9 protein-coding genes are annotated in these 12,301 nt (G+C 73.2%); 8 read left to right on the forward strand and 1 reads right to left on the reverse strand.

Annotated features, from left to right (window positions below):
- The first annotated feature begins 9 nt into the window (after positions 1-9).
- Genes argB through argR form a run of 4 tightly spaced genes read left to right on the forward strand, consistent with a single transcriptional unit; the run spans position 10 to position 3,723 of the window.
- Positions 10-996 (forward strand): acetylglutamate kinase, encoded by a 987-nt coding sequence (gene argB, locus NR073_RS08405; protein ID WP_169577793.1) that lies wholly within the window; start codon positions 10-12, stop codon positions 994-996.
- Positions 993-2,279 carry an acetylornithine transaminase gene (locus NR073_RS08410; RefSeq protein ID WP_095694723.1) on the forward strand — a complete coding sequence of 429 codons (1,287 nt, stop codon included), beginning with the start codon at positions 993-995 and terminating at the stop codon, positions 2,277-2,279. The genes argB and NR073_RS08410 overlap by 4 nt, the downstream gene beginning before the upstream one ends.
- Positions 2,276-3,235 carry an ornithine carbamoyltransferase gene (gene argF, locus NR073_RS08415; protein ID WP_036315667.1) on the forward strand — a complete coding sequence of 320 codons (960 nt, stop codon included), beginning with the start codon at positions 2,276-2,278 and terminating at the stop codon, positions 3,233-3,235. The genes NR073_RS08410 and argF overlap by 4 nt, the downstream gene beginning before the upstream one ends.
- Positions 3,235-3,723 carry an arginine repressor gene (argR, locus tag NR073_RS08420; protein WP_036337506.1) on the forward strand — a complete coding sequence of 163 codons (489 nt, stop codon included), beginning with the start codon at positions 3,235-3,237 and terminating at the stop codon, positions 3,721-3,723. The genes argF and argR overlap by 1 nt, the downstream gene beginning before the upstream one ends.
- A 114-nt stretch (positions 3,724-3,837) precedes the next feature.
- Here the strand turns inward: argR and rpf are convergent, their stop codons facing one another.
- Positions 3,838-4,776: a resuscitation-promoting factor Rpf gene (gene rpf, locus NR073_RS08425; RefSeq protein ID WP_135101423.1), complete on the reverse strand. Its 939-nt coding sequence runs from the start codon at positions 4,774-4,776 to the stop codon at positions 3,838-3,840.
- Positions 4,777-5,398: 622 nt separating this feature from the next.
- On the opposite strand from rpf, the gene NR073_RS08430 reads away from it, so the two are divergent.
- The 4 genes from NR073_RS08430 (at position 5,399) to tyrS (ending at position 12,056) form a co-directional block, all read left to right on the forward strand.
- Positions 5,399-6,640, forward strand: coding sequence for an argininosuccinate synthase (locus NR073_RS08430; protein WP_095694719.1), 1,242 nt, complete (start codon positions 5,399-5,401; stop codon positions 6,638-6,640).
- Positions 6,641-6,725: 85 nt separating this feature from the next.
- A complete protein-coding gene (gene argH, locus NR073_RS08435; RefSeq protein ID WP_095694718.1) occupies positions 6,726-8,186 on the forward strand; it encodes an argininosuccinate lyase in 1,461 nt (486 codons plus the stop codon).
- A gap of 168 nt (positions 8,187-8,354) precedes the next feature.
- Positions 8,355-10,643, forward strand: coding sequence for a UvrD-helicase domain-containing protein (locus tag NR073_RS08440; protein ID WP_256748738.1), 2,289 nt, complete (start codon positions 8,355-8,357; stop codon positions 10,641-10,643).
- Positions 10,644-10,712: 69 nt separating this feature from the next.
- Positions 10,713-12,056 carry a tyrosine--tRNA ligase gene (gene tyrS / locus NR073_RS08445; RefSeq protein WP_044659916.1) on the forward strand — a complete coding sequence of 448 codons (1,344 nt, stop codon included), beginning with the start codon at positions 10,713-10,715 and terminating at the stop codon, positions 12,054-12,056.
- The last annotated feature ends 245 nt before the right edge of the window (positions 12,057-12,301 follow it).

Here is a 12,301-nt window from a genome sequence, read left to right on the forward strand (position 1 = left end):
ACCCCCAGCATGAGCCCGCACACCGACCCGGCCACGGCGGCCGCGCCCGTCCTGTCCACCGCGGACCGGCTCGACCGCGCCGAGTCCAAGGCGGAGGTCCTCGTCGAGGCCCTGCCCTGGATCCGGCGGTTCGCCGGAACCGTCATGGTCGTCAAGTACGGCGGCAACGCCATGGTGTCGGAGGAGCTGCGCCGGGCGTTCGCCGAGGACATCGTGTTCCTGCACCACGTGGGGGTCCACCCCGTGGTGGTGCACGGCGGCGGCCCGCAGATCAACGCGATGCTCGACCGCCTCGGCATCGCGTCCGAGTTCCGCGGCGGCCTGCGCGTGACCACCGAGGAGGCCATGGACGTGGTCCGCATGGTGCTCACGGGACAGGTGGGCCGCGAGCTGGTCGGCCTCGTGAACTCCCACGGCCCGTACGCCGTCGGCTTCTCCGGCGAGGACGCGGGGCTGCTGCGCGCCCGCCGCACGGGCGCCGTCGTGGACGGGCAGGAGGTGGACCTCGGCCTCGTGGGCGAGGTCACCGGCGTCGACCCGACCGCGATCCTCGACGTGATCGAGTCCGGGCGGATCCCCGTGGTCTCGTCGGTCGCCCCCGAGATCGACGACGACGGCGAGCCCACCGGGCAGGTCCTCAACGTCAATGCGGACACCGCCGCCGCGGCCCTGGCCGCCGCCCTCGGCGCCGCGAAGCTCGTGCTGCTCACCGACGTCGAGGGCCTCTACGCGGACTGGCCGGACCGGGACTCCCTCATCAGCTCGCTCACCGCCGCCCAGCTGCGTGCGCTGCTGCCCTCCCTGGCCTCCGGGATGATCCCGAAGATGGCCGCGTGCCTGGCGGCCGTCGACGCCGGCGTGCAGCGCGCCCACGTCGTGGACGGCCGCCGCCCCCACTCGATGCTGCTGGAGGTTTTCACCTCCGCGGGCGTCGGCACCCAGGTGGTGCCCGACGCCGAACCCACCGCCCCGACCACCCCCGAGGAGGACGCATGAGCACCGACCAGTCCGCGCTGCTGGAGCGCTACCACGCCGCCCTGACCGGAGTCTTCGGCCGCCCCGCCCGCGTGCTCGTGCGCGGCGAGGGGGTCCACGTGTGGGACACCGACGGCCGGCGCTACACGGACCTGCTGGCCGGCATCGCCGTGAACGCGCTCGGCCACGGCCACCCGGCGCTGGTGCGGGCCGTGTCCGAGCAGATCGCCACGCTCGGCCACGTGTCCAACCTCTTCACCTCCGAGCCGCAGATCCGCCTGGCCGAGCGCCTGCTGGAGCTGGCCGGCGCGCCCGCGGGCTCCACCGTGTTCTTCGCGAACTCCGGCACGGAGGCCAACGAGGCCGCGTTCAAGCTCGCCCGCCGCCACGGCGCGGAGGACCCGTCCGGCCGCCGGACGCGGGTGATCGCGCTCGAGCGGGCCTTCCACGGCCGCACGATGGGCGCCCTCGCGCTCACGCACAAGGAGGCCTACCGGGCGCCCTTCGAGCCGCTGCCCGGCGGCGTGGAGCACGTGCCGGGCGGGGACGCCGCGGCCCTGCGAGCGGCCCTGGCCCCGGACGACGACGGCGCCACCGTCGCCGCCGTCATCCTCGAGCCGGTCCAGGGCGAGGCCGGCGTGCACGGCTGGCCGGCCGGCTACCTGGCCGAGGTGCGGGCCGCGACCCGCGAGGCCGGCGCCCTGATGATCCTCGACGAGGTGCAGTCCGGCGTGGGCCGCACCGGCACGTGGTTCGGCTTCCAGAACCCGGCCGTCACCGGGGCGGCCGAGCCGGTGGTGCCCGACGCCTTCACCCTGGCGAAGGGACTGGGCGGCGGCGTGCCGATCGGGGCGCTCGTCTGCGTCGGCCCCGCCGTCTCCGGGCTGCTCACCGCCGGCCAGCACGGCACCACGTTCGGCGGCAACCCCCTGGCCACCGCCGCGGGCCTGGCCGTGCTCCAGACCGTCGAGGACGAGGGCCTGCTCGGCCACGTCCGCGCCGCGGGCGAGGCCGTGGCCGCACGGCTGGAGGACCTGCCCGAGGTGGCCGCGGTCCGCGGTCACGGCCTGTGGATCGGCGTCGACCTGGCCGACCCCGCGGGACCGGTCCAGGCCGGCGGGCTGGCCCCGGCCGTCGTCGCCGCCGGCCTCGAGGCGGGCTGGATCCTCAACGCCACCGGCCCGTCCACCCTGCGCCTGGCCCCGCCGCTCACCGTGCCCGTGGCCGAGCTCGAGCGCTTCGCCGCCGCCCTGCCCGGGCTCGTGGCCGCCGCCCTAACCCCCGCCGAAGGAGACCGCCCATGACCCCCGCTGCCGCCGTCCGCCACTTCCTGGTGGACACGGACCTCACCCCGGCCGAGCAGGCCGAGGTGCTCGACCTCGCCGCGCAGATGAAGGCCGACCGGTTCCGGCACCGCCCGCTGGCCGGGCCCCGGACCGGCATCGTGTTCTTCGACAAGACCTCCACGCGCACCCGCGTCTCGTTCGCGGCCGGCATCGCCGAGCTCGGCGGGACGCCGCTGATCGTGAACCCGGGGGAGTCGCAGCTGGGCCACAAGGAGTCCGTGGCGGACACGGCCCGCGTGCTGGAGCGGATGGTCGGCGTCATCGTCTGGCGCACGTTCGCGCAGGCCGGTCTCGAGGAGATGGCCGCCCATTCCTCGGTGCCCGTAGTCAATGCGCTCAGCGACGACTACCACCCCTGTCAGATCCTCGCCGACCTGCTGACGGTGCGCGAGCACCTCGGCGGCACGGCGGGCCGCACTCTTACGTATCTGGGGGACGCGGCGAACAACATGGCCCACTCGTATCTGCTCGGGTGCGCGACGGCCGGCATGCACGTGCGGGTCGCCGGCCCCGAGGGGCACCTGCCTGCCGAGGACGTCGTGGCCGCCGCTCGACAGCGGGCGGCGGAGACGGGCGGTTCCGTCCTCGTCACGACGGACGCGGCCGAGGCCCTGGCGGGCGCGGACGTCGTCGTGACCGACACGTGGGTGTCCATGGGCCAGGAGGAGGAGAAGGAGGCCCGCCTGGCGCTGTTCCGGGACTACCAGGTGGACGCCGACGCGATGGCGCGGGCGGCCGACGACGCGATCTTCCTGCACTGCCTGCCCGCGTACCGGGGCTACGAGGTCACGGCCGAGGTGATCGACGGGCCGCGGTCCGTGGTGTTCGACGAGGCCGAGAACCGGCTGCACGCGCAGAAGGCGCTCATCGCCTGGCTGCTGTATCGCTCCGGCCTGGCCGAGGAGCCGCGCTGATGGCCGCCCCCACGACGAAGATCGCCCGTCAGGCCGCGATCCGGGAGATCCTGGCCACCCGGGGCATCCGCTCCCAGGCCGAACTCTCGGACGCCCTGGGCGATCGCGGGCTGTCCGTCACCCAGGGCACGCTCTCGCGGGACCTGGTGGACCTCGGCGCGGTGCGGACGCGCGGGCCGGCCGGCATGGTCTACGCCCTGCCGGCGGAGGGCGACGACGCCGCCGTGCCGGGCCGCGGCTCGGACGCGCAGCTGAATCGGCTGGCGAGCATGGCCCGCGAGCTGCTCGTCTCCGCCGAGCCCACGGCGAACCTCGTGGTCCTGCGCACGCCCCCGGGTGCGGCGCAGTTCCTGGCCAGCGTGATCGACCAGGCGCGCGTGGAGCACGTGATGGGCACGATCGCCGGCGACGACACCATCCTCCTCATCACCACGGGGACCACGTCCGCCCCGGCCGTCGCGGCCCACCTGCTGGGTCTGGCGGGCTAACCGACCCGTCCGGCCCCGCCCGCGCGGGTGACGGGCACCAGGCACGAGGAAGGCCCCCGCCGATGGCGGGGGCCTTCCTCGTGTGGCACCGGTCCGGGGGACCGGTCAGGCGTCTCAGGCCTGCGGCAGGACGAGCTCCTGGCCGACGTAGATCACGGCGGCGTCGGAGACGGCGCCCTTGTTGGCCTCGTAGAGGGCGGTCCAGCCACCCTCCACCTCGTACTCGTTGGCGAGCTTCCAGAGGGAGTCACCGGACTTGACGACGATGGTCTCGGCCTCGGCGACGACGGCCTGCTCCGCGGCAGCGGCCTGCTCAGCGGCGGCAGCCTTCTGAGCGGCGGCCTTCTCCGCGGCGGCGGCACGCTGGGCAGCGGCCTTGTCGGCGGCGGCCTGCTCGGCAGCAGCCTGCTCGGCGGCCCAGCGCTCGGCGGCGGCCTGGTCGGCAGCAGCCTGCTCAGCAGCGGCCTCGGCGGCAGCGGCCTGCTCGGCAGCAGCCTGCTTGGCGGCCCAGCGCTCGGCGGCGGCCTGGTCGGCAGCAGCCTGCTCAGCCGCGGCCTGGTCGGCAGCAGCCTGCTCAGCCGCAGCCTGGTCGGCAGCAGTCTCGTCCGCGGCGGACTGGCGCTGCACGGTGGCGGTGCGCTCCACGGCGACCGGGGCGGCGTCCACGTCGCCGGCGTCCGCGTCAGCCTGGGTCAGGCCCAGCTTCTGCGAGCACAGCGGCCAGGCGCCCCAGCCCTGCAGGTCCTGGAGGATCTCGGCGCGCTTGATCTGCTCGGCCTTCGAGGCCTGATGCGGGTAGCCCTCGCCGCCGACGGCCTGCCAGGAGGACAGGGTGAACTGCACGCCGCCGTAGAAGCCGTTGCCGGTGTTGATGTCCCAGGTGCCGCTGGACTCGCACTCGGCGAGGCGGTCCCAGGTGTCCACGGTGGCGGCCTGGGCCGGGGCGGAGAAGCCCACGGCGGCGGCGCCGGCGAGGGTCATGCCCGCGACGATCGAGGCGGTGGCACGGCGGGAGCGGGTGGCGGAAGTGGTGAAGAGAGTCATGGTGTCCATGGCGAGTCCTCGCTGATCGGCGGCCGAGGCGCACCGGGGTCGTCCTTCTCCTTGGTCGGGTCATGCCCTCCGTCGGTTCGAGACGACCCAGCAGCGGGCGACCGTCGGAGGGGGTTCGATGTCGTGGCCTCCCCGTCCCCGACCTCTCGGTCAGATCACGGTTCGATCACGAATCGGCTACGGAAGAGTCAACGACGGGAGCCCCCCTCGCGTCAAATCATGGGTCGACGGATTCTTGCCCGTCTGTCTGAAATTTGAGAACGGGTGACGAATCGATCCCTAGAGTCGTGGGCGCGTGGATGAAATGCACGCTACTGGTCGGATTTGCTGTCATGGTGTCTGATCCGCCGGTGTGGACAACCTCCGTCACAGGGGCATGGGCGAAGGTCACGATCGACGGCCGAGGCCGTGACCTGAGTCGCGTTCGACCCGGGATTCGAGGGCGGAGCGATGGTCGCCCGTGGCCGTCGCTGTCGGCGCAGAGGGGCTGCACAGGGGCCATCGGGAGCTGATATTCCGTCAGTTGCATATTTATTCAAGATCCGGGTAGGATCGCCACCGAGCACGCCTCCGACGGCCACGTGCCGCGCTGGGAGACCCCCCTATATAAAGAGGAGAAAACGTGAAGGAACGCATCATCCTTGCCTACTCGGGCGGCCTGGACACCTCGGTGGCCATCGGCTGGATCGCCGAGGCCACGGGCGCCGAGGTCGTCGCCGTCGCGGTCGACGTGGGCCAGGGGGGCGAGTCCCTCGAGACGATCCGCCAGCGCGCCCTGGACTGCGGCGCCGTCGAGGCCTACGTCGCCGACGCGCGTGACGAGTTCGCCGAGCAGTACTGCATGCCCACGCTCAAGGCCAACGCCCTCTACATGGACGCCTACCCGCTGGTCTCCGCGATCTCGCGCCCGGTGATCTCCCGCCACCTGGTCGCGGCGGCCCGCCAGTTCGGCGCCTCGACGGTGGCGCACGGCTGCACCGGCAAGGGCAACGACCAGGTCCGCTTCGAGGTCTCCATCCAGACCCTCGGGCCCGACCTGAAGTGCATCGCCCCGGTGCGCGACCTCGCCCTGACCCGCGAGAAGGCCATCGAGTACGCCGAGCGCAACGACCTGCCGATCGTCACCACCAAGAAGAACCCGTTCTCGATCGACCAGAACGTGTGGGGCCGCGCCGTCGAGACCGGCTTCCTCGAGGACATCTGGAACGGCCCCACGAAGGACGTCTACGACTACACGGACGACCCCGCCTTCCCGCCGGCGCCGGACGTGGTCACGATCGCCTTCGAGCGCGGCGTCCCCACGGCCCTCGACGGCCGCGCGCTGAGCCCGCTGGAGATCATCGAGGAGCTCAACCGCCGGGCCGGTGCCCAGGGCGTGGGCCGGATCGACATCGTCGAGGACCGCCTCGTGGGCATCAAGTCCCGCGAGATCTACGAGGCACCGGGGGCCATGGCGCTGATCGCGGCCCACCGTGAGCTCGAGAACGTCACCCTGGAGCGGGAACAGGCGCGCTTCAAGAAGCATGTGGACCAGCGGTGGACCGAGCTGGTCTACGACGGCCAGTGGTACTCCCCGCTGAAGCGGAACCTGGACACGTTCATCGACGCGACCCAGGAGCACGTCAACGGTGAGATCCGCCTGGAGCTCCACGGTGGCCGCGCCACGGTGCAGGGTCGCCGGTCCGAGACCGGCCTGTACGACTTCAACCTCGCCACGTACGACGAGGGCGACTCGTTCGACCAGTCCTCGGCCCGCGGGTTCATCGACATCTTCGGCCTGTCCGCGAAGACGGCCTCCGAGCGCGAGCAGCGCCTGCGCGGCGGCGCCGACCTCCAGGACGTCGCCCGCCTGTCCAACGACTGACCCCGCACGCCCCGTGCACGACGGCGGCCCGCCCGCGACCGGGCCGGCCGCCGTCGGCCTGTCACCGACCTCGAGGAGACCTTCGATGACCGAGAACACCGATGCCCGCCACGGGACCAACGAGGGCGCCCTGTGGGGCGGCCGCTTCGCCGGCGGCCCTTCCGAGGCGCTCGCCGCGCTCAGCAAGTCCACGCACTTCGACTGGCGCCTGGCGCCCTATGACATCGCCGGCTCCCGTGCCCACGCCCGGGTGCTGCACACCGCCGGTCTGCTCAGTGCGGACGACCTGGACGGGATGATCGCGGCCCTCGACCGGCTCGAGGCGGACGTGCGTTCCGGTGCCTACACCCCGGCGGCGTCCGATGAGGACGTGCACGGCTCGCTCGAGCGCGGCCTCATCGAGCGGGCCGGTCCCGAGCTCGGCGGCCGCCTGCGAGCCGGCCGATCCCGCAACGACCAGGTCGCCACCCTCGGCCGGATGTTCCTGCGCGACCACGCCCGCATCATCGCGCGGGGCGTGATCGCCACGGTGGACGCGCTGCTCGATCAGGCGCGGGCGCACCCGTACGCGCCGATGCCGGGCCGCACCCACCTGCAGCACGCGCAGCCCGTCCTGCTCTCGCACCACCTGCTCGCGCACGCCTGGGCGTTCGCGCGGGACCTGCAGCGGCTCGTGGACTGGGATGCGCGCGCGGCCGTCTCGCCGTACGGCTCCGGGGCCCTGGCCGGCTCCTCCCTGGGTCTGGACCCGAACGCCGTGGCCACCGAGCTCGGCTTCGAGTCGGCCGTGTGGAACTCGATCGACGGCACCGCCGCCCGCGACGTGTACGCGGAGTTCGCGTGGGTCGCCGCGATGGTCGGCGTCGACCTGTCCCGCATCTCGGAGGAGGTCATCTTCTGGGCCACCAAGGAGGCGGGCTTCGTGAAGCTGCACGACGCGTATTCCACGGGGTCCTCCATCATGCCGCAGAAGAAGAACCCGGACGTCGCCGAGCTGGCCCGCGGCAAGTCCGGCCGCCTCATCGGCGACCTCACGGGGCTGCTGGCCACGCTCAAGGGCATGCCGCTGGCCTACAACCGCGACCTGCAGGAGGACAAGGAGCCCGTCTTCGACGCCGCGGACACCCTCGAGCTGCTGCTGCCCGCCGTCTCCGGGATGATCGCCACCCTCGAGTTCCAGACGGAGCGCATGGCGGAGCTGGCCCCGCAGGGCTTCGCGCTGGCCACCGACGTCGCCGAGTGGCTCGTCCGCCAGGGGGTCCCGTTCCGCGAGGCCCACGAGCTGTCCGGCGAGGCCGTGAAGGCGGCCGAGGCCCGGGGCGTGGAGCTGTGGGACCTCACGGACGAGGAGTACGCGGCCATCTCGCCGGCGCTGACCCCGCAGGTCCGCGAGGTGCTCAGCACGGAGGGCTCGCTCGCCTCTCGCGACGCCCAGGGCGGGACCGCGCCGACGGCCGTCGCGGCGCAGATCGGGGCGCTCGAGGACGCCCTGGAACCACTGCGCCGCTGGGCCGACACGCCGGGCTCCGTCGTCGACGCCCGCTGACGCGGTCGCCCGGTCGAGTCGGCGTCGGCCGGGCCGGACGCGGCGGTGCCCGGCAGGGCACCGCCGCGTCACCCGCCGTTCACCGCGGTCGGCGTAGCATGGGTGGTCACTTTTCCGCCGGGCGGGCCGCAGCGTGGTCCGCCTCTCACCGCACCGCGAGGGCCCCCGATGACCGATACCGTGTCCGTCCGCCAGTCCGAGCTCGACCTCGAGCGGGGTCGGGTCGCCGAGCGGTACGCCCGCCTCGACGCCCTGCGTGAGGAGAAGGAGCGCCAGCTCGCGGCCGTGCGCCGGACCGGCCCGCAGGGGTCGCTGCAGAACCACTCCGAGCGCGACGCCTTCGCCAGCCTCTACGAGGACCGACTCGCCCAGCTCTACGCCGTGGACGACCGCCTCGTCTTCGGCCGGCTCGACCTCGACGCCGAGCGGGAGGGTGGGGCCGACGAGCAGCGGTACATCGGGCGCATCGGCCTCACCACCGAGGACCACGAGCGCCTCCTCGTCGACTGGCGCGCGGCCGAGGCCGGCGCCTTCTACCAGGCGACGGCGGCCCACCGGGGCCGCGTGCGCCGTCGTCGTCACCTGATGCTGCGGGGGCGCGAGGTGCGCGACCTCGAGGACGACATCCTGGACCCGACGCTGCTGGGCGAGGACGGCGTGCGCGCCGATGCCCAGGGTGCGCTGCTGGCCGCCGTCACCGCCCGACGCACGGGACGGATGGGGGACATCGTCGCCACGATCCAGGCGGAGCAGGACGAGGTGATCCGCGCGCCCCTGCCCGGGGCGGTCGTGGTGCAGGGCGGGCCCGGCACGGGGAAGACCGCCGTCGCCCTGCACCGCGCCGCCTACCTGCTGTACACCCACCGGGAGCGCCTCGCCCGCTCGGGCGTGCTGATCGTCGGCCCCTCGACCGCGTTCATGCGGTACATCGAGCGGGTGCTGCCCTCGCTGGGTGAGACCGGTGTCGTGATGTCCTCGCTGGGGACGCTGATGCCGGGCGTGCGGGCCGTCCCGGAGCGGGACCTCGACGCGGCGGCGGTGAAGGGCCGGCTGGACATGGTGGACGCCGTCGCCCACGCGGTCGCGCAGCGCCAGCGCCTGCTCGTCGAGCCGCGTCGCCTGATGATCGACGGCACGGCCGTCAAGCTCAAGCCGGCCATGGTCCGGCGCGCCCGGGACAAGGCACGGGCCACCCGCAAGCCCCACAACGAGGCCCGGGTGACGTTCGTGAAGATCCTCGTCCGCGAGCTCGCGGAGAAGCTGCGCAAGAAGCTGGAGAAGTCCTCGGGCACCCCGGTGCAGCGTGACCTCCTGCTCGAGGACGTGCGCACCTCGCGCGACGTGCGCATCGCGCTCAACCTCTGCTGGATGCCGCTGACGCCGGAGAAGCTCATCGGCGACCTCCTCACCCGGGAGGACCTGCTCCGGGCGGCCGCCCCGTGGCTGTCCGACGCCGAGGTCGGCGCGCTCCTGCGCCCGGCCGACGCCCCCTGGACCGAGGCCGACGTGCCCCTGCTGGACGAGGCGGCCGAGCTGCTCGGACGCCTCGACACCCCGGGCCGGGGCGGCGAGTCCGCGGCCCAGCACGAGCGCAACCTCGAGAACGCCCGGGCGTCCCTGGAGAACATGCACCAGACGCTCGCGGACCTGGGCGTCGACGGCGTCGTGGACGCCGAGCAGCTGGCCGCGGCCAATGAGGCGCGCGGCGTGCGACGGACCACCGCCGAGACCGCGGCCCACGACCGCACCTGGACGTACGGGCACGTGGTGGTGGACGAGGCCCAGGAGCTCTCTCCGATGCAGTGGCGCCTGCTGGCGCGCCGCTGCCCGATGAAGTCGTTCACCATCGTGGGCGACATCGCGCAGTCCTCCCGTCGCGACGCGGCCGGCTCGTGGGCGTCCGTCCTCGCCCCGGAGTTCGGGGACCGCTGGCGCCTGGAAGAGCTGACCGTGAACTACCGCTCGCCGGCGCGCGTGATGCGCTGGGCCGCGCAGGTCGCACGGGCGGCCGGGCTCGAGGTCTCCCATCCGCGCGCCGTGCGCGAGGGCGACCACCGCCCGCGCCTGGTGACGGAGCCGGGCGGTGACGTCGCGGCCCTGGCCCTCGACGCGGTCGAGGCCGAGCGGGACCGCGTGCCCGAGGCCCTGACCGCCGTGATCGCCCCCGCCGAGCGGACGGGGGAGCTGCTCACGGCCCTCCGGGAGCGGTGGGGGGAGGCGGCCGTGGACACCGCGCCGCTGCCCGGCGTCGAGATCGTCGTCGCCACCCCGTGGGAGACCAAGGGGCTGGAGTTCGACACCGTCGTGCTCGTCTCGCCCGAGCGGATCGTGGCCGACGCGCGCGGCGTGGTGGGCGATCTGTACGTGGCGATGACCCGCGCCACCCAGTCGCTGTCCGTCGTCGCCGGGACGGACGCGGCCGCGCTGCCGGCCGGGCTGGCGGACGTCCCGGAGTGAGCCCCGCGGGCGACGTCGCACGTGCGCGGCGTCGCGGAGGCGCGCGGGCGCGTCGCTAGGCTGGGGGCTATGGCACCCCAGAACGAGGAGCGCGCGGCCCGACTGCGCGCACAGGCGAACGACCCGAGCTTCGAGAACGTCTGGCAGGAGCTGCGCTGGCGCGGGCTCGTGCACGTCTCGACGGACGAGGCCGCGCTGGAACAGGCGCTGGCCGGGGAGCCCGTCTCGTATTACTGCGGCTTCGACCCGACCGCTCCGTCTCTCCACCTGGGACACCTGGTCCAGCTGCTCACACTGCGCCGCCTGCAGCTCGCCGGCCACCGCCCGTATGCCCTCGTGGGCGGCGCCACCGGCCTCATCGGCGACCCGCGGCAGACCTCGGAGCGCGTTCTGAACTCGCAGGAGACCGTGGCGGCGTGGGTGGAGTCGCTGCGCGCGCAGATCGAGCCGTACCTCTCCTTCGAGGGGGAGAACGCGGCGACCATGGTCAACAACCTGGACTGGACCGCGGGCATGAGCGCGCTGGACTTCCTGCGGGACGTCGGCAAGAACTTCCGCGTCGGCACGATGGTGAAGAAGGAGATCGTGGCCAAGCGCCTGAACTCTGATGAGGGCATCTCCTACACGGAGTTCTCCTACCAGGTGCTGCAGGGCAACGACTTCCTCGAGCTGCACCGCCGGCACGGCGTGACCCTCCAGACCGGCGGCTCCGACCAGTGGGGCAACCTCACCGCCGGCACCGAGCTGATCCGCAAGGTGGAGGGGACCCACGCCCATGCGCTGGGCACGCCGCTGATCACGAACGCGGACGGCACCAAGTTCGGCAAGTCCGAGGGCAACGCCGTCTGGCTCGACGCGGAGATGTGCTCCCCGTACGCCTTCTACCAGTTCTGGCTCAACACGGCGGACGCGGACGTCGTCGACCGGCTCAAGGTCTTCACGTTCCTGACCCGCGCGGAGATCGAGGAGTACGCGCAGAAGGTGGCCGACGAGCCGTTCCGCCGGGAGGCCCAGAAGCGCCTGGCGTGGGAGGTCACGGCGCTGGCCCATGGAGAGGAGACGACGACGAAGGTCATCGAGGCCTCCCATGCCGTGTTCGGAGGCGGCGACCTCACCACCGTGGATCCGGACACGCTGACCGCCGTGCTGGCCGAGCTGCCGCAGGCCGACCGGACCCAGTGGGAGGGGGAGCCGGGCACCGTGACCGCGGTCGAGCTGCTGGTCTCCACCGGGCTGGTCGCCTCGCGCTCCGAGGCGCGTCGGACGGTGCGCGACGGCGGCGCCTCGGTGAACAACGTGCGGGTGACGGATGCCGACCAGGTGTTCACCCGAGACGACGCCCTCGCCGGCCGACACCTGCTGGTGCGCCGGGGCAAGAAGAGCATGGCGGGTGCGGACCTGGGGGAGGGCTGACCGCGGCTGCAGACCACCGGTGTCCACCGTGAGTCGCGAAAAGTGACCGAGGACACGACGGGCGGCGACGGCGAAGCAACCGCCCACGGGAGGAGCACAGGGCCCCGTTTCCCGCAGGATTCTGCGGAGAACGGGGCCCTCCTTCGTGCCCGGACGCCGGGTGTCACCCCTGATTTTGTGTTCGGTGGGATTCGTGTGTAGAGTTCCATCTCGTGCTCAAGACGCCGACCGGGTGACCGGGAGGC

It is taken from the genome of Micrococcus sp. Mcc28, assembly GCF_024519775.1.
GTDB lineage: Bacteria > Actinomycetota > Actinomycetes > Actinomycetales > Micrococcaceae > Micrococcus > Micrococcus luteus.

Bases quoted from the DNA above. Each gene is read 5' to 3' on its own strand.
- tyrS (WP_044659916.1), top strand. From the start codon at position 10,713: ATGGCACCCCAGAACGAGGAGCGCGCGGCCCGACTGCGCGCACAGGCG.
- argF (WP_036315667.1), top strand. From the start codon at position 2,276: ATGACCCCCGCTGCCGCCGTCCGCCACTTCCTGGTGGACACGGACCTC.
- argB (WP_169577793.1), top strand. From the start codon at position 10: ATGAGCCCGCACACCGACCCGGCCACGGCGGCCGCGCCCGTCCTGTCC.
- NR073_RS08440 (WP_256748738.1), top strand. From the start codon at position 8,355: ATGACCGATACCGTGTCCGTCCGCCAGTCCGAGCTCGACCTCGAGCGG.
- rpf (WP_135101423.1), bottom strand. From the start codon at position 4,776: ATGGACACCATGACTCTCTTCACCACTTCCGCCACCCGCTCCCGCCGT.
- argR (WP_036337506.1), top strand. From the start codon at position 3,235: ATGGCCGCCCCCACGACGAAGATCGCCCGTCAGGCCGCGATCCGGGAG.
- argH (WP_095694718.1), top strand. From the start codon at position 6,726: ATGACCGAGAACACCGATGCCCGCCACGGGACCAACGAGGGCGCCCTG.
- NR073_RS08410 (WP_095694723.1), top strand. From the start codon at position 993: ATGAGCACCGACCAGTCCGCGCTGCTGGAGCGCTACCACGCCGCCCTG.